The sequence below is a fragment of the Sphingomonas sp. genome, assembly GCF_013812825.1.
GTDB lineage: Bacteria > Pseudomonadota > Alphaproteobacteria > Sphingomonadales > Sphingomonadaceae > Sphingomicrobium.
Genome location: NZ_JACCSU010000093.1, coordinates 20,289 through 35,914, shown reverse-complemented (window position 1 = coordinate 35,914; position 15,626 = coordinate 20,289). Strand labels below are relative to the sequence as shown.

General features: G+C 66.9%; 16 protein-coding genes. 14 read left to right on the top strand and 2 right to left on the bottom strand.

The window, feature by feature from the left end; genetic code table 11:
* Window positions 1-55 precede the first annotated feature (55 nt).
* Window positions 56-754, top strand: coding sequence for a tRNA (guanosine(46)-N7)-methyltransferase TrmB (gene trmB / locus H0T81_RS12240; protein WP_294013631.1), 699 nt, complete (start codon window positions 56-58; stop codon window positions 752-754).
* Here the strand turns inward: trmB and H0T81_RS12235 are convergent.
* Window positions 739-1,914 (bottom strand): PQQ-dependent sugar dehydrogenase, encoded by a 1,176-nt coding sequence (locus H0T81_RS12235; RefSeq protein ID WP_294013629.1) that lies wholly within the window; start codon window positions 1,912-1,914, stop codon window positions 739-741. The genes trmB and H0T81_RS12235 overlap by 16 nt on opposite strands.
* A gap of 41 nt (window positions 1,915-1,955) precedes the next feature.
* On the opposite strand from H0T81_RS12235, the gene H0T81_RS12230 reads away from it, so the two are divergent.
* The 9 genes from H0T81_RS12230 (at window position 1,956) to H0T81_RS12190 (ending at window position 10,187) form a co-directional block, all read left to right on the top strand.
* The gene (locus H0T81_RS12230) at window positions 1,956-3,002 is read left to right on the top strand and encodes a type III polyketide synthase (RefSeq protein ID WP_294013627.1); all 1,047 of its coding nucleotides are present in this window, start codon (window positions 1,956-1,958) and stop codon (window positions 3,000-3,002) included.
* The gene (locus tag H0T81_RS12225; protein ID WP_294013625.1) at window positions 2,999-3,487 is read left to right on the top strand and encodes an isoprenylcysteine carboxylmethyltransferase family protein; all 489 of its coding nucleotides are present in this window, start codon (window positions 2,999-3,001) and stop codon (window positions 3,485-3,487) included. Before H0T81_RS12230 ends, H0T81_RS12225 begins: the two co-directional genes overlap by 4 nt.
* Window positions 3,488-3,611: 124 nt before the next feature.
* Window positions 3,612-4,148 (top strand): ribosome maturation protein RimP, encoded by a 537-nt coding sequence (rimP, locus tag H0T81_RS12220; protein WP_294013623.1) that lies wholly within the window; start codon window positions 3,612-3,614, stop codon window positions 4,146-4,148.
* A 5-nt stretch (window positions 4,149-4,153) separates the two neighbouring features.
* Window positions 4,154-5,800, top strand: a complete 1,647-nt coding sequence (gene nusA, locus H0T81_RS12215; protein ID WP_294013621.1) for a transcription termination factor NusA — start codon at window positions 4,154-4,156, stop codon at window positions 5,798-5,800.
* A gap of 55 nt (window positions 5,801-5,855) precedes the next feature.
* Window positions 5,856-6,500, top strand: a complete 645-nt coding sequence (locus H0T81_RS12210) for a DUF448 domain-containing protein (protein WP_294013619.1) — start codon at window positions 5,856-5,858, stop codon at window positions 6,498-6,500.
* Window positions 6,497-9,004: a translation initiation factor IF-2 gene (infB, locus tag H0T81_RS12205; protein ID WP_294013617.1), complete on the top strand. Its 2,508-nt coding sequence runs from the start codon at window positions 6,497-6,499 to the stop codon at window positions 9,002-9,004. Before H0T81_RS12210 ends, infB begins: the two co-directional genes overlap by 4 nt.
* Complete coding sequence (locus tag H0T81_RS12200) at window positions 9,004-9,267, top strand: hypothetical protein (RefSeq protein ID WP_294013615.1); 264 nt, start codon at window positions 9,004-9,006, stop codon at window positions 9,265-9,267. The genes infB and H0T81_RS12200 overlap by 1 nt, the downstream gene beginning before the upstream one ends.
* Window positions 9,268-9,660, top strand: a complete 393-nt coding sequence (gene rbfA, locus H0T81_RS12195) for a 30S ribosome-binding factor RbfA (RefSeq protein WP_294013613.1) — start codon at window positions 9,268-9,270, stop codon at window positions 9,658-9,660.
* Entirely contained in the window at window positions 9,657-10,187 is a 531-nt protein-coding gene (locus tag H0T81_RS12190) for a GNAT family protein (protein WP_294013611.1), read from the top strand. Before rbfA ends, H0T81_RS12190 begins: the two co-directional genes overlap by 4 nt.
* A gap of 38 nt (window positions 10,188-10,225) precedes the next feature.
* Here the strand turns inward: H0T81_RS12190 and H0T81_RS12185 are convergent, their stop codons facing one another.
* Window positions 10,226-10,921, bottom strand: coding sequence for an energy transducer TonB (locus H0T81_RS12185; RefSeq protein ID WP_294013608.1), 696 nt, complete (start codon window positions 10,919-10,921; stop codon window positions 10,226-10,228).
* Window positions 10,922-11,262: 341 nt separating this feature from the next.
* Here H0T81_RS12185 and H0T81_RS12180 point away from each other — a divergent pair, with 341 nt between their 5' ends.
* The 4 genes from H0T81_RS12180 (at window position 11,263) to pnp (ending at window position 15,626) form a co-directional block, all read left to right on the top strand.
* Window positions 11,263-11,880: a thymidine kinase gene (locus H0T81_RS12180; RefSeq protein WP_294013606.1), complete on the top strand. Its 618-nt coding sequence runs from the start codon at window positions 11,263-11,265 to the stop codon at window positions 11,878-11,880.
* A 12-nt stretch (window positions 11,881-11,892) separates the two neighbouring features.
* Complete coding sequence (gene truB, locus H0T81_RS12175) at window positions 11,893-12,777, top strand: tRNA pseudouridine(55) synthase TruB (protein WP_294013604.1); 885 nt, start codon at window positions 11,893-11,895, stop codon at window positions 12,775-12,777.
* 13 nt (window positions 12,778-12,790) lie between these two features.
* A complete protein-coding gene (rpsO, locus tag H0T81_RS12170; protein WP_294013602.1) occupies window positions 12,791-13,060 on the top strand; it encodes a 30S ribosomal protein S15 in 270 nt (89 codons plus the stop codon).
* Between the two features lie 157 nt (window positions 13,061-13,217).
* Window positions 13,218-15,626, top strand: a complete 2,409-nt coding sequence (pnp, locus tag H0T81_RS12165) for a polyribonucleotide nucleotidyltransferase (protein ID WP_294013599.1) — start codon at window positions 13,218-13,220, stop codon at window positions 15,624-15,626.

Below are 15,626 nucleotides of genomic sequence, written 5' to 3'. Positions count from 1 at the left end.
CTGTTGAGTGAACCAGGCTTGCTGAACGCGCGCTTGAGTGATTAGCCACCGCCGAATGACCGCTCACAAGGCCGGCGACCCGACCACCCTCAACCGGCTCTATGGCCGCTCGAGCGGCCACAAGCTGCGCCCCGCGCAGCAGGAGCTGATCGAGACGCTGCTGCCGGCGATCGCGGTCCCGGCGGAAGGCGAGATCAGTTCGCGGCGGCTGTTCGGCGACGACCGGCGGCTCCACCTCGAGATCGGCTTCGGCTCGGGCGAGCATCTGGCGCAGCGCGCCGATTTGCTTCCCGACCATGGCTTGATCGGCTGCGAGCCGTTCATCAACGGAGTCGCGGCGGCTCTCGCCCACATCCGCGACCGGGGCCTCGCCAACGTCCGCATCTGGCGCGGCGACGCGCTCGACGTGCTGCGCCGGCTGCCCGACGGCGCCTTGGACTTCGTCTATCTGCTCCACCCGGACCCGTGGCCCAAGGCTCGCCACTCGAAGCGGCGGATGATCAACGACGGGCCGCTCGACCTGATCGCGGCCAAGCTCAAGCCGGGCGGCGAGCTGCGGGTCGCGACCGATCACCCGATCTATCTCGAATGGACTTTGGTGGTGATGCAGCGCCACGCCAGCCGCTTCGAATGGCTGGCGCAACGGCCTTTGGACTTCCTCGAGTCGCCAGGCGGCTGGCTCGAAACCCGCTACGGCGCCAAGTCGCGGCGGGAAGGCCGGCGGCCCTATTATTTGCGCTACCGGCGCGTCTGACCCGCGGGCTCGAGCCGAAGCAGGCGCCCGCCGTCCTCGAGTAGATAGACTTCGCCGCGCGGGCCCTGGTCGACAGCGCGGATGCGCTCGCCCATCGGCCAGCGATCAGCCTTGCTCGCTCGGTCGCCTTCGATGTCGACGCGGATCAAAGACTCGCCGGACAGGGCGCCGATCAGCGCATCGCCCTTCCATTGCGGGAACAGGTTCCCCGTGTAGATCAGCAGGCTGCCGGGAGAGATCGACCGGCTCCACCACAGCTTGGGTTCCTCGAAGCCGCGGCTGCGATGCTGGTCGGGAATTCCGCCGCCGCCATAATGGCTGCCGTAGGACGCGCTCGGCCAGCCGTAATTCCGGCCCGGCAGGATCAAGTTGAACTCGTCGCCGCCCTGCGGGCCCATCTCGCTCGACCACAGCCGCCCGTCCGCAGCGAAGGCGATTCCGAGGGCGTTGCGATGGCCGTAGCTCCAGATCGCCGGGTCGCGGGTCGAGTCGGCGCGCGGGTCGTTGAACGGATTGCCGGGCGCGGGAGCGCCTTCGGCCGTCAGCCGCAAGATCTTGCCGAGGCTGCTGCGCAGGTCCTGCGCCGGCGCCATTTTCTCGCGCTCGCCGGACGAGACGAACATGGAGCCGTCGGGGGCGAAGGCGATCCGATGGCCGAAATGCCCGTTGCCGGTGACCTTCGGCGACTGCCGCCAGATGACTTTGAACCCTTCGATTCGCGGCTGGCCACCGCCGAGGATCAAGCGGCCGTAGCCGACCGCCGCGCCGCTGGTCCCGCTCGGGCCCGCCTCGGCGTAGCTCAGATAGACGCGCTGGTTGCCGGCAAAGTCCGGGTGAGCGACGACGTCGCCGAGCCCGCCCTGCCCCGCCACTTTCACTCGCGGGACGCCGCTGACCTGTTGGCGGGCGCCGGTGCTGGTGTTGATCAGCCACAGCCGGCCATCCTTTTCGGTGACCAGCGCCGCGGCCGTCAGCCGGACTCCGCTTCGCGGCAGGAAATCCATCGCCCAGGGGGTCGTGAAGCGGGCGACCTCGGTGACGGTGAAGGGACGCTGGTTGCTTGTCTGTTCATTGCGGGTCTGGGCGGCGGTCGACGAGGGCGCCGAACCGCACGCGGCGACCATCATCAGCGCTGCGGCTTGCATTAAGCGGAAGGTCATTGTGAGAGGTCCTTACTGATCCCGGCGTGTATAGGCGTTGAATGCATTCGAGCAGTTTACTCTCGCTGGCGACGGCGGTTCCGCGCAACCGAATCGCGCAGCCCGATGCGAAGGAGCTCGGCCGCCGCGCGTTTGGCGGCAAGGCACCGCTGTTCGAGCGGCTGTCGAGCGTGTTCGACAACGCCGGAATCGACAATCGGCACCTGGTGGCGTCGCCCGATTGGTACGAGCATGGGCATGGCTGGGCCGAGCGCAACTCCCTCTATCTGCAGGCTGCCGAGCAATTGTTCGAGGAAGCGGCGTCCGCGGCGATCGGCAAGGCCGGCCTTGTTCCAGCAGATATCGACGGAGTCGTCAGCGTCTCGACCACCGGCATTGCGACTCCAAGCCTCGAGGCCCGCGTTGGCCCTCGGCTGGGTCTTCGCCCCGACGTCCACCGGGTGCCGCTGTTCGGCCTCGGCTGCGCCGGAGGGGTCAGCGGCCTCGCCACCGCGGCTCGGCTGGCGGCCGGCAAGCCAAGCAGCCGCTGGCTGTTCGTGACCGTCGAGACCTGTTCGATCTCGATCCGCCTCGACAGCGACGATCCGGCCGCGGTGGTTGCCACGGCCTTGTTCGGCGACGGGGCGGCGGCCGCGGTCATCGGCAACGGCCAGCCGGGGCTCGCGAAGATCGGCGGTTCGGCCGAGAAATTGTGGCCCGATACCCAGCGAATCATGGGCTGGGACATCGAGGATCCTGGTCTCGCCGTCGTGTTCGACCGAGCGATCCCGCCGTTCATCGAGCGCGAGCTCGCACCCGCGGTCGCGGGGATGCTGCGCGAACTGAAGCTGGAGAGCGGCGACATCGCTCGCTTCTGCTGCCATCCCGGCGGCGTCAAAGTCATCGACGCGATCGAAACCGCGCTCGAGCTTCCGCAAGGCGAGCTCGACATCGAGCGCGACGTGCTTCGCGATTTCGGCAACATGAGCGCGCCGACGGTCCTGTTCGTGCTCGACCGCTTGCTCGAGCGCGGGATTCCGGAACGCGTACTGATGACCGCGTTCGGCCCCGGGTTCACCTGCGCCGGACTGATCCTGGAAGCGCCATGAACTGGCTCGCCGTCGCGATCCTGGGGTTCGTCACGCTCGAGCGCCTTCTCGAGCTGGTGATCGCCCGCACCAATACCGCCCGGCTGGTCGCGAAGGGCGCCCGCGAGCACGGCGCATCCCATTATCCGGCGATCGTCGCAGTTCACGCGGCTTGGCTGATCACCCTGTGGCTGCTGGCGACCGGGCGGCCGATCGATCCCTTCTGGCTGGCGATGTTCGCGATGCTTCTGATCGCCCGCTTCTGGGTGATCGCGACTCTCGGACCTCGCTGGACGACTCGAATCATCGTCCATCCCGATGCGCCGCTGGTCAGGAAAGGACCGTACCGGTTTCTCAACCATCCCAATTATTGGGTCGTCATCGGCGAGATTGCCGTCCTCCCTTTGGTGTTCGGCCTCATCTACGTCGCGCTGCTGTTCAGCCTGCTCAACGCCGCGGTGCTGTGGGTTCGCATCGGAGCGGAGAATGCGGCGCTCCGCCGATAAGCATTGCTTGCGCGAGCGGGCCCGTCGGCCTATATCGCGCCTCTCTCCTCGACATCGTTGCCGATGCTGAGGCTGGTCTCCCCGGAGGCCGGTCCGAGAGGTTTTTTGAGTTTTGAAGGGTCGAATGGCCGAAACCGCGCAACTGACGCAGCTGATCGAACCGGAGGTGGAAGCCCTCGGCTATCGGCTGGTGCGCGCCGCGATGATCGGCGGAACGTCGGACCCGACGCTGCAAGTGATGGCCGAAAGCCCCGAGACCCGGCAGCTCAAGCTCGAGGATTGCGAGCGGATTTCGCGCCGCCTGTCGGAAGTGCTGGATGCCTTGGAGAGCCAGGGGCACGACCCGATCGACGGCTCGTATCGGCTCGAGGTGAGCTCGCCCGGGATCGACAGGCCGCTAACGAGGCCCTCCGACTACGCCGATTGGGCGGGGCACGAGGCGCGCCTCAAGCTCGCAGAGGCCGTGGACGGCGCCAGGCAGCTTTCCGGGACCATCAAGGGTATCGACAAGGACATCGTCCTGCTGGCGACCCCCAAGGGCGACCGCGAAATCCCGTTTGAAGCCATCGCTTCGGCCAAGCTGCTGCTGACCGACGCGCTGATCAAAGCTACCGCCCCGCTCGAGGCCGAGGGGGCCGATCTCATCAAGATGGAAGGTTGAATCCAATGGCTACCGCCGCTCCCGCGACCGCTGGTCCCGCCGCCAACAAGGCCGAACTGCTCGCCATCGCCGACGCGGTCGCGCGCGAAAAACTGATCGACCGGGGCATCGTCATCGAGGCGATGGAGGACGCCATCCAGCGCGCCGCCCGCGCCCGCTACGGCGCCGAGAACGACATCCGCGCCAAGCTCGACCCGACGACCGGCGACCTTCGCCTGTGGCGCGTGGTCGAAGTCGTCGAGGAGGTCGATGACCATTTCAAGCAGGTCGATCTGAAGGGGGCGCAGAAGCTCAAGGCCGACGCTCAGATCGGCGACTTCATCGTCGACCCGCTGCCGCCGATCGAGTTCGGCCGGATCGCCGCGCAGGCCGCCAAGCAGGTCATTTTCCAGAAGGTCCGCGACGCCGAACGCGAGCGCCAGTACGAGGAGTTCAAGGACCGCGCCGGCGAAGTCATCACCGGGGTCGTCAAGCGGGTCGAGTTCGGCCACGTCGTCGTCGACCTCGGACGGGCCGAAGGAGTCATCCGCCGCGACCAGCAGATCCCACGCGAAATGGTCCGTGTCGGCGACCGCATCCGAAGCCTGATCCTGTCGGTCCGCCGCGAGGCGCGCGGCCCCCAGATCTTCCTGTCGCGCGCCCACCCGGACTTCATGAAGAAGCTGTTCGCCCAGGAAGTGCCGGAAATCTACGACGGAATCATCGAGATCAAGGCGGCCGCCCGCGACCCGGGAAGCCGCGCCAAGATCGGAGTCATCAGCCACGACAGCTCGATCGACCCGGTCGGTGCCTGCGTCGGGATGAAGGGCAGCCGGGTCCAGGCCGTGGTCCAGGAGCTGCAGGGCGAGAAGATCGACATCATCCCGTGGAGCGAGGATCTGGCGACCTTCGTCGTCAACGCGCTCCAGCCGGCGACGGTCAGCCGGGTCGTCATCGACGAGGAGGAAGCCCGCATCGAGGTGGTCGTCCCCGACGACCAGCTGAGCTTGGCGATCGGCCGGCGAGGCCAGAACGTCCGGCTGGCGAGCCAGCTGACCAATTCGCAGATCGACATCCTGACCGAGGCCGACGCGAGCGAGAAGCGCCAGCGCGAGTTCGTCGAGCGCTCGGAGATGTTCCAGAACGAGCTCGACGTCGACGAGACGCTCGCCCAGCTGCTGGTCGCCGAGGGCTTCACCACCCTGGAAGAGGTCGCCTACGTCAACGCCGAGGAGATCAGCGCGATCGACGGCTTCGACGAGGATCTTGCGGCCGAGCTGCAGAGCCGCGCCGGCGAGGCGCTGGAGCGGCGCGAGGCTGCGGCGCGCGAGGAACGCCGCAAGCTGGGAGTCGAGGACGCGCTCGCCGAGCTGCCGCATTTGTCCGAGGCGATGCTGGTGACCCTCGGCAAAGCGAACATCCGGACGCTCGACGACCTCGCCGACCTCGCGACCGACGAGCTGATCCAGAAAAAGCGGCCCGAGCAGCGCCGCCAGCGCGAGCCGAGCAATCGGCCCGAGGACAAGGGCGGCATCCTGCACGAGTATGGCCTGACCGAAGAGCAGGGCAACGAGATCATCATGGCTGCCCGCGCCCACTGGTTCGAGGACGAGAACGAAGCCGCCGCGCCGGACGCCAAGGAGGAGGACGCGGTTGCGGAATCCCCCCAATGAGTCCGGCCAACGCCTGAATGAGAAGCCAGGCGCGCACGTTCCCGAGCGGACGTGCGTGCTGACCCGCCGCAAGGGCACGCGCGACAGCCTGATCCGGCTGGCGCTCGGCCCGGATGGCCAGGTCGGCGCGGATGTTCGCGCTCGGGCGCCGGGCCGCGGCGCGTGGATCTCGGTTGGTCGAGCCGAGCTCGACGCGGCCAATGCCAAAGGCCAGCTCAAGAGCGCGCTGGCGCGGGCGTTCAAGGTCGGCGATCTCCAGATTCCGGCCGATCTCGGCGAGCAAGTCGAGCGCGCGCTGCGCCAGTCGGCGCTCGACCGCCTCGGTCTCGAGGCGCGCGGCGGAACGCTGATCAACGGCGCCGACCGAATCGAAGCGGCGGCGCGGGCCGGCAAGGTGCATCTGCTGATCCACGCCGCCGATGCCAGCGAGGATGGCAGCAGACGGCTCGACCAGGCCTGGCGAACTGGGGGCGGCCAGCCGCGCGGTCTTATATTTCCCGAGGAGCGCTCTATCTTGTCGATGGCCTTGGGGCGCGAAAATGTGGTACATGTTGCGCTGACCGATCCCGCCGCCGCGTCGCGTGTGTCCCATGCGCTTGCCCGGTGGCGCGCTTTCACTGACCCCCGTACCGGGCTAGACGGCGGCGCACCCGCCCCGGCCCCCGGCTCGGCTGAAGAAATTGACGAAGGAATAGAATGACCGACCAGACCGAAAAGCCGAAGCTTGGCACCCGGCCGCCGCTGGGCATCAAGCGCACGGTCGAGACCGGAAAGGTCAAGCAGAGCTTCAGCCACGGCCGCTCGAACACGGTGGTGGTCGAGGTCAAGAAACGCCGAATCCTCGGCAAGCCCGGCGAAGCCCCGCCGGCCGAGGCGCCCAAGCCGGCGCCCGCCGCGGAAGCTCCGAAGCCCGCCGCTCCCGCTCGTCCCGCCCCGGCTCCCGCCCCAAAGCGCGCTCCGGTCGACGACATTTCCACCCGGCGCGAGCTCCAGGAACGACTGCTTCGCGAGGCCGACGAGGCGCGCATGGCGGCGCTCGAGGAAGCCCGCCGCCGCGACGACCGGGTCAAGGTCGAGCAGACCGAGGACGAGAAGCGCCGCGCCGAGGATAACCGCCGCTCCGAGGGAGACGCCGCCGAAGCTGCGCGGCTGCAGGAGGCCGAGCCGCAAGTCGAGGCGGCTCCCGAGCCGGCTCCGGTCGCCGAAGAGCGTACTCCCGTCATCGAGGACGAGGAGGAGCGCGGATTCCGCCGGCCCGGGGCGCCCGCGCCCAAGCGCACCGAGGCCGCCCGGCCGCCACGCAGCCGCGATGACCGCCGCCATTCGGGCAAGCTGACCGTCACCCGCGCCTTGTCCGGCGAGGACGACAGCCGAGCGCGTTCGCTGGCCGCCCTCCGGCGTGCGCGCGAAAAGGAAAAGCGCCACCACCAGCAGGCGGGGCCTGCCGCCAAGCAGGTGCGCGACGTCGTCGTTCCCGAAGCGATCACCGTCCAGGAGCTCGCCAACCGGATGGCCGAGCGCGCCGCCGACCTAGTCAAGGCGCTGTTCAAGATGGGCATGCCGGTGACGGTCACCCAGACCATCGACCAGGACACCGCCGAGCTGCTGGTCACCGAGTTCGGCCACACCATCAAGCGCGTCAGCGAAGGCGACGTCGAGATCGGCATCGGCGATGTAGAGGATGCGCCCGAGAGCCTCCAGCCGCGCCCGCCGGTGGTGACCATCATGGGCCATGTCGACCATGGCAAGACGTCGCTGCTTGACGCGATCCGCGGCGCCGACGTCGTCTCCGGCGAGGCCGGCGGGATCACCCAGCACATCGGCGCCTACCAGGTGACCGTGCCCGACAAGTCGAAGGTCACCTTCCTCGACACGCCCGGCCACGAGGCGTTCACCGAGATGCGCGCGCGCGGCGCCAACGTCACCGACATCGTCGTGCTGGTGGTCGCCGCCGACGACGGCCTCAAGCCCCAGAGCGTCGAGGCGATCAATCACACCCGCGCCGCCGGGGTGCCGATGATCGTCGCAATCAACAAGATCGACAAGCCCGATGCCAAGGCCCAGCGCGTCCGCGAGGAGCTGCTGCAGCACGAAGTGATGGTCGAAGAGATGGGCGGCGACGTCCAGAACGTCGAAGTGTCGGCGACCAAGAAGACCAACCTCGACAAGTTGCTCGAGGCGATCCAGCTGCAGGCCGAGATCCTCGAGCTGAAGGCGAATCCCGAGCGCGCCGCCGAAGGAACGGTGGTCGAGGCCAAGCTCGACAAGGGCCGCGGGCCCTTGGCGACGGTGCTGATCCAGCGCGGCACGCTGAGGGTTGGCGACGTGTTCGTCGCCGGAGCGTCGAGCGGCAAGGTGCGGGCGATGATCGACGACAAGGGGCGCCAGGTGAAGGAAGCCGGCCCATCGGTCCCGGTCGAGGTGCTCGGGCTGTCCGCGGTTCCGGCCGCCGGTGAGCCGTTCACGGTGGTCGAGAACGAGGCTCGCGCGCGCGAAGTGGCCGCCTACCGGCAGGGCCTGCTCGACCGCAAGCGCACGACCAGCGCGCCGGTCACTCTCGAGAACATGTTCGCCAGCCGAGCGTCGACGACCATGGAATTCCCGCTGGTCGTCAAGGCCGACGTCCACGGCTCGGTGGAGGCGATCGTCCACGCGCTCAACCGCTTGTCGACCGACGAAATCCGGGTGCGAATCCTGCATTCGGGAGTCGGCGCGATCACCGAAAGCGACGTCACTCTGGCCAACGCGAGCGGCGCACCGATCATCGGCTTCAACGTCCGTCCGAACGCCAAGGCCCGGGAGATCGCCGAGCGGACCAAGGTCGAGCTTCGCTATTACGACGTCATCTATCAACTGACCGACTGGGCCAAGGGCGCGATGGCCGGCGAGCTGGGGCCTGAGATCATCGAGACGGTGCTCGGCCGAGCCGAGGTCAAGGAAGTCTTCCCGGCCGGAAAGAAGGACAAGGCCGCCGGCCTGCTGGTCCTGGAAGGGGTCATCCGCAAGGGACTCCACGCGCGGCTGACGCGCGAAGACGTCATCGTCAGCAAGACGACGATCTCGTCGCTGCGCCGCTTCAAGGACGACGCGGCCGAGGTTCGGGCGGGCATGGAATGCGGCGTCCTCCTCGCCGACACCAACGACATCAAGCCGGGCGATCATCTCGAAGTGTTCGAGACCGAGGAGCGCGCCCGGACGCTGTAATGGGATTGTTGTTCCTTGCAGTCGCCGGAGCGGTTTGGGGCTGGCGCTCAACCGACGCGGGGTGGCCGGCGGTTCTCAAAATCGCGTTGGCGGCGATCAGCGTCACCACGCTGAACTTCATTCTTCGATCAGCAGTGATGGGATTTCCATATCCCAGCCTGCAGGCGTTTGGTCTGGTGTTGACGATGTCCTACCTGTGCATCGCTCTCCCTTTTGGCGCCGCGATGTTCTTCAAGCACCGGCAATCGAAAGCTGGCGAGTAAATGCGCAAGGTCGAAACCCTCGAAGGCCGCTCGGTCCGGCTGCTTCGAGTCGGCGAGCAGGTGCGCCACGCGCTGTCCGGGATCCTGATGCGCGGCGACGTCCACGACGAGACGCTGGCATCGCACCTGGTCAGCGTCACCGAGGTGCGCATGTCGCCCGACCTTCGGCACGCGACCGTGTTCGTGAAGCCGTTGCTGGGTTCCGACGAGGCCGAGGTGCTAGCCGCGCTGAAGAAGCACGTCCGCTATCTGAAGGGCGAGGTCGCTCGGCGGGTGAACACCAAATATGCCGCCGACCTCAAGTTCATCGCCGATGAAAGCTTCGACGAGGGCAGCCGGGTCGACCGGCTGCTTCGCGATCCCAAGGTGGCGCAGGATCTCGAGCGCGAATGAAGCCGCTGGCCGAGCCCATGTCGGGCGAGGATTGCCGGGCGGAGCCGCTGACCCAAGCGCACCGCGACCTGTTGCGCGAGGCTTGCGCCGAAGACCCGGACATCTGGCAGATCTATTATGTCAGCTACGCTCCTGATCAGTTCGACCAAAGCTTCGAGGAATTGCTGCAGCGGTCGTGGCTGCCGTTCGCTCTCTACGACCGCGAGGCGTTCGCCGGAATGAGCTGCTACCTCAATCTCGACGACAGCCGCCAGACGCTCGAGATCGGCAGCACGTACTACCGGCCATCCCACCGCGGCACCGGTTTCAACCGGCGATGCAAGGATATGATGATGCGCCACGCGTTCGACCGCGGCTACCGCCGCATCGAGTTCCGGATCGATTCGCGCAACGCGCGCAGCCAGGCCGCGATGAAAAAGCTCGGCGCCGTCCGCGAGGGCGTGATGCGTGGCGACCGAGTCACCTGGAACGGCCACGTGCGCGACACCGTGCTGTTCGCGATCCTCATGGACGAATACGAACCCTGATGTCGGCTTTGGCCGCGTCTCTTTGCCAAGGGCGGAGCCTAGCCCTGAAGAACCCAGCGGATACGCTGGACCACCGTGTCGGTCGTCGGGTTGCCGCGATTATCGCGAGCCGGTGTGAACCTGGCGCGTCGCTGCAGGACTTGGCAGGTCGCACGGTCCAATGCTCGCGAGCCGCTCGAGGACCTAACCGTGCAATCTGACACCCGGCCGTTGGTTCCCACGGTCAGACGTACGGTGACGGAACCCTGCTCATCAGCCAGTATTGCGCTCTCGGGATAGTCGTCTCCGCGGAACAGGCCCTGCAGGTCGCCAGTGGCACTGCGCGGCGGAACCGTCTTCACTGGCGGAGGCGGCGGCGGCGGCGGAGGCGGTGGCGGTGGAGCGGGCCGAGCGGGTGGAGCGGGCGCGGCGCGCGGAGTGATCACCGGTGGCGGAGCCTTTTTCACCGTCTGGACGACGGGCGGAGCGACCTTGGTTTGAACAATCGGCGGCGGCGAAACAACCGGCGGCGGAGTTTCCGGAACCTGCTCGGGCGGAGGGGGCGGCGGCTCCTCGGGCGGGGGCGGCGGTGTTTGCTCGACGTTGAAGGCCTTGAGCTCCTCGGTCGCTTGCTTGATGACGTTGTAGGCCAGACCGTTGATGATGACGTAAGCAAGCATCACGTGGACGATCGCAACGACAATGATCGCAACCGTCCGGTTGGTTCCTATCTGTCTATGCTGGGCGTAGGACACTTTTCGTTTTCTAGATGCTCTCCAGCCCCTCCGCTGAAAGCCCGATGCGTGATTGACTTCGGCTGCTTGTATTACTTTAACTGGTCACGAACATCGTATGTTCCCATGCCGAACAGAAAAAATGCTTTGTTTTCAATGAGCGGATACCCGGCTGGGCAGGCAATGGTGGGCTGAACCGCCGCGGCGTGGCGAAATTTCCCACCTGAGTCGGCCGACGGTGGCCAAGTTTGGCCATCAGGCCTTTGGCTATGTGCCTCAATGGGTCGAAACGGCCGTTGCCCCCGCGCGCCCGAGCAATCACGCGATGGCCGGTCGGATGCGGCCGCGCTAACAGGCACCCGATGGCCAAGCTCTATTTCTACTACGCAGCGATGAACGCCGGCAAATCGACGACCCTGCTGCAGGCGGACTTCAATTATCGCGAGCGCGGCATGGCCACCATGCTGTGGACCGCGGCGCACGACGACCGCTCCGGCTCGGGCCAGATCGGCTCTCGGCTGGGACTGACGATCGAAGCGCATGCCTATTCGCCCGAAGTCGACCTGTTCGGCAGGGTCGGCGAGGAATTGAAGCGGCGCGAAATTCATTGCGTGCTGGTCGACGAGGCGCAGTTCCTGACCCGCGACCAGGTGCTGCAGCTGTGCCGGCTATGCGACGAGGTCAATCTGCCGGTGCTATGCTACGGCCTGCGCACCGATTTCCTCGGTCAATTGTTCGAAGGCAGCGCGGCCCTGCTGGCGATCGCCGATGCGCTCGTCGAGCTGAAAGCGGTCTGCGAATGCGGCCGCAAGGCGACGATGAACCTGCGGGTCGATGCGGAAGGCCACGCGGTCGCGTCGGGCGAGCAGACCGAGATCGGCGGCAACGACCGCTACGTCGCCTTGTGCCGCCGCCATTTCTTCGAGCGGCTGCGCGAAAGCGAGGCGCGCCAGCTGAGCCTCAAGCTCGCCCGCCGCTAGATGCAGGCCTGAGTGCTCCACGGCTGGATCAACCTCGACAAGCCCGTCGGACTCGGCTCGACCCAGGCGGTCGCGGCGGTCAAGCGCATCTTGAGGGAGGCGGGGGAGCCGAAGACCAAGGTCGGACACGGCGGGACGCTCGACCCGCTGGCCAGCGGAGTGCTGCCGATCGCGCTCGGAGAGGCGACCAAGCTCGCCGGCCGGATGCTCGACGCGACCAAGCAATATGAGTTCACGATCCGCTTCGGCGAGGAGACCGACACTCTCGACGCGGAAGGCCGCGTGGTCGAAACCAGTCCTCACCGCCCGGCTCGAGAGGAGGTGGAGGCCGTGCTGGCGCGATTCACTGGCCCCATCGAGCAGGTGCCGCCGGCTTATTCGGCGCTCAAGATCGGCGGCCAGGCCGCCTACCAGCGGTCGCGGGCGGGCGAACAGGTCGAGATGGTCGCTCGAGCCGTGACCGTGCATGAGTTGCGCCTGCTGGCGAGCAGCGCGGACGAGGCGAGATTGTCCGCCACCGTGTCGAAAGGCACCTACGTCCGAAGCCTTGCCCGCGACATTGCCCGAGCGCTCGAAACGGTCGGCCATGTGACCATGCTGCGGCGCACGCGGGCCGGCCCGTTCGACCTCGAACAGGCCATTTCACTGGACTTTCTGGAAGAAGCCGCTAAGGCGCGGCAACTCGATGGGGCGGTACTTCCGCTAACCGCGGCGCTGGACGACATCCCGGCCCTCCCCGTCACCCCCGAAGAAGCGCAGTTGCTCCATCATGGACAGCGGCTCTCCGGGAACCCCGCTAAGCCGGGCCTTTACCTCGCGACCGACGCACTTCGTCCCGTCGCTCTGGTCGAGGTTTTGGCTGGCGACGTCCGCGTCGTCCGGGGCTTCAACCTTTAGAAGGAGTTTTACGATGTCGATCACTACCGAGCGCAAGCAGGAACTGATCAAGGAGCATGGGCGCGGATCGGACGACACGGGGTCTCCGGAAGTCCAGATCGCGATCATCACCAGCCGAATCAACACGCTGACTGAGCATTTCAAGACGCATGCGAAGGACAACCATTCGCGCCGCGGCCTGCTGATGATGGTCAACAAGCGGCGTACGCTGCTCGACTATCTGCGACGCGAGAACGAGAAACGGTACACCGATCTCATCGCCAAGCTGGGTCTGCGTAAATAATTTCAAGGGGCGCCTGAACGGGCGCCCTTCGTGCAAGGAATCTCCGCAATTCGGCGGGGAGTCCGTGGGGCTATCGAATGCCCCGAACCGCAGCAGGCCGGCTTGCCTGCACAAGATGAACCCGCCGGCATCCGGCCCGCGGGCTGAAGGAAACCACATGTTCAATATGAAAACTGTAGAAATCGAGCTCGGCGGCAAGACGCTGAAGCTCGAAACGGGCCGCGTTGCCCGCCAGGCCGACGGCGCGGTTCTCGCGACGCTCGGCGAAACCGTCGTGCTGTGCGCGGTGACCGCCGCCAAGCAGGTCAAGCCGGGACAGGACTTCTTCCCGCTGACCGTCCACTATCAGGAGAAATTCTCGGCTGCCGGCCGAATTCCCGGCGGCTTCTTCAAGCGCGAGCGCGGAGCGACCGAAAAGGAAACGCTCACGTCGCGCCTGATCGACCGGCCGATCCGGCCATTGTTCCCCGATGGGTTCAGCAATGAGGTCCTCGTCATCGCCCAGGTGCTGTCCTACGACGGCGAGAACGAGCCCGATGTGGTTGCGATGATCGCCGCTTCGGCCGCTCTGACCATCTCCGGGGTTCCGTTCATGGGACCGATCGGCGCCGCCAGGGTCGGCTTCATCGACGGCGAATATATCCTCAATCCCTCGAGCCAGCAGATCGCCGACGGCGATCTCGACCTGATGGTCGCCGGCACCCGCGATGCGGTGATGATGGTCGAATCCGAAGCCAAGGAGCTGTCGGAGGAGCAGATGCTGGGAGCGGTGATGTTCGCGCACCGCGAGAGCCAGAAGGTGATCGAGGCCATCATCCGCCTCGCCGAGCAGGCCGCCAAGGAGCCGTGGGAGCTCGACGTCGCCAAGGACGTCGCCGAGACCAAGGCCAAGCTCAAGGACGTCATCGGCAACGACCTCGTCGAGGCGTACAAGATCACCGACAAGCAGGCTCGCCAGACAGCGATCGCCGACGCCCGAACCAAGGCCCGCGAGGCCTTCGCCGATCTCGAGGAAAGCGATCCGGAGCTCTATCTCGCGACCCTCAAGCAGGTGAAGAAGCTCGAGGCGGACGTCGTCCGCACTGCGATCCTCAAGGAAGGCCGCCGGATCGACGGCCGCGACACCAGGACGGTCCGCCCGATCGAATCCACGGTCGGCTTCCTGCCGCGCACCCACGGCTCGGCGCTGTTCACCCGCGGCGAGACCCAGGCGGTCGTCACCACGACGCTGGGCACCAAGGAAGCCGAGCAGATGATCGATGGGCTCGAGGGCCTCAGCTACTCGCGCTTCATGCTGCACTATAACTTCCCGCCCTACTCGGTCGGCGAAGTCGGCCGTTTCGGCGCTCCGTCGCGCCGCGAGACCGGCCACGGCAAGCTCGCCTGGCGCGCGCTCCATCCGGTGCTGCCGAGCGCGGAGGAGTTTCCCTATACGATCCGGGTCCTGTCGGACATCACCGAGTCCAACGGCTCCTCGTCGATGGCGACGGTGTGCGGCGGCAGCCTTGCGCTGATGGACGCCGGCGTCCCCTTGAAGCGTCCGGTCGCCGGCATCGCCATGGGCCTGATCCTGGAGTCCGATGACTCCGGCAAAAAAGACTTCGCGGTGATCAGCGACATCCTCGGCGACGAGGATCATCTCGGCGACATGGACTTTAAGGTCGCTGGCACGGACCAGGGCATCACCAGCCTGCAGATGGACATCAAGGTCGCCGGAATCACCGAGGAGATCATGCGCGACGCGCTCGCCCAGGCGAAGGACGGCCGCGAGCACATCCTTGGCGAGATGGCCAAGGCGCTTGGCGAGGTCCGCGGCGAACTGTCGGCCCACGCTCCGCGAATCGAGACGATGTCGATCCCCAAGGACAAGATCCGCGAGGTCATCGGCACCGGCGGGAAGATCATCCGCGAGATCGTCGCCGAGACCGGCGCCAAGGTCGACATCGACGATGACGGGACGATCAAGATCGCCTCGTCCGACGTCGCCAAGATCGAGGCCGCGCGCAACTGGATCATGGGTATTGTCGCCGAGCCCGAGCCCGGCACCATCTACACCGGCAAGGTCGCCAACATCGTCGATTTCGGCGCGTTCGTGACCTTCATGCCCGGCAAGGACGGGCTGGTGCACGTGTCGGAGATCAAGAACGAGCGGGTCGAGAACGTCCGCGACGTCCTGTCCGAAGGCCAGGAGGTCAAGGTCAAGCTGCTCGAGGTCGACCAGCGCGGCAAGGTCCGCCTGTCGATGCGGGTCGTCGACCAAGAGACCGGCGCCGAGCTCGAGGACACGCGTCCGCCGCGCGAGCCGAGAGGCGACCGGGGCGACCGGGGTGACCGCGGGGATCGGGGCCCGCGCCGCGACGGCGGCCGTGACCGTGGCCCCAGGCGCGAAGGCGGCGGCCGCGACCGCGGGCCGCGCGGTGAAGGCGGAGATCGTGGTCCTCGCCGGGAAGGCGGCGGCGACAATCGTGGCGAAAGGGGCCCGCGGCGTGAGCGCGAAGGTGGCGGTGAGGGCGAAGGCTCCGCCCCCGAGTTCGCTCCGGCGTTCCTCAACCGCGACGAAGATTGA

Coding starts and splice junctions, on each gene's coding strand:
- trmB (WP_294013631.1), top strand. CDS start 56: ATGACCGCTCACAAGGCCGGCGACCCGACCACCCTCAACCGGCTCTAT.
- H0T81_RS12235 (WP_294013629.1), bottom strand. CDS start 1,914: ATGACCTTCCGCTTAATGCAAGCCGCAGCGCTGATGATGGTCGCCGCG.
- H0T81_RS12230 (WP_294013627.1), top strand. CDS start 1,956: ATGCATTCGAGCAGTTTACTCTCGCTGGCGACGGCGGTTCCGCGCAAC.
- H0T81_RS12225 (WP_294013625.1), top strand. CDS start 2,999: ATGAACTGGCTCGCCGTCGCGATCCTGGGGTTCGTCACGCTCGAGCGC.
- rimP (WP_294013623.1), top strand. CDS start 3,612: ATGGCCGAAACCGCGCAACTGACGCAGCTGATCGAACCGGAGGTGGAA.
- nusA (WP_294013621.1), top strand. CDS start 4,154: ATGGCTACCGCCGCTCCCGCGACCGCTGGTCCCGCCGCCAACAAGGCC.
- infB (WP_294013617.1), top strand. CDS start 6,497: ATGACCGACCAGACCGAAAAGCCGAAGCTTGGCACCCGGCCGCCGCTG.
- H0T81_RS12200 (WP_294013615.1), top strand. CDS start 9,004: ATGGGATTGTTGTTCCTTGCAGTCGCCGGAGCGGTTTGGGGCTGGCGC.
- rbfA (WP_294013613.1), top strand. CDS start 9,268: ATGCGCAAGGTCGAAACCCTCGAAGGCCGCTCGGTCCGGCTGCTTCGA.
- H0T81_RS12190 (WP_294013611.1), top strand. CDS start 9,657: ATGAAGCCGCTGGCCGAGCCCATGTCGGGCGAGGATTGCCGGGCGGAG.
- H0T81_RS12180 (WP_294013606.1), top strand. CDS start 11,263: ATGGCCAAGCTCTATTTCTACTACGCAGCGATGAACGCCGGCAAATCG.
- rpsO (WP_294013602.1), top strand. CDS start 12,791: ATGTCGATCACTACCGAGCGCAAGCAGGAACTGATCAAGGAGCATGGG.
- pnp (WP_294013599.1), top strand. CDS start 13,218: ATGTTCAATATGAAAACTGTAGAAATCGAGCTCGGCGGCAAGACGCTG.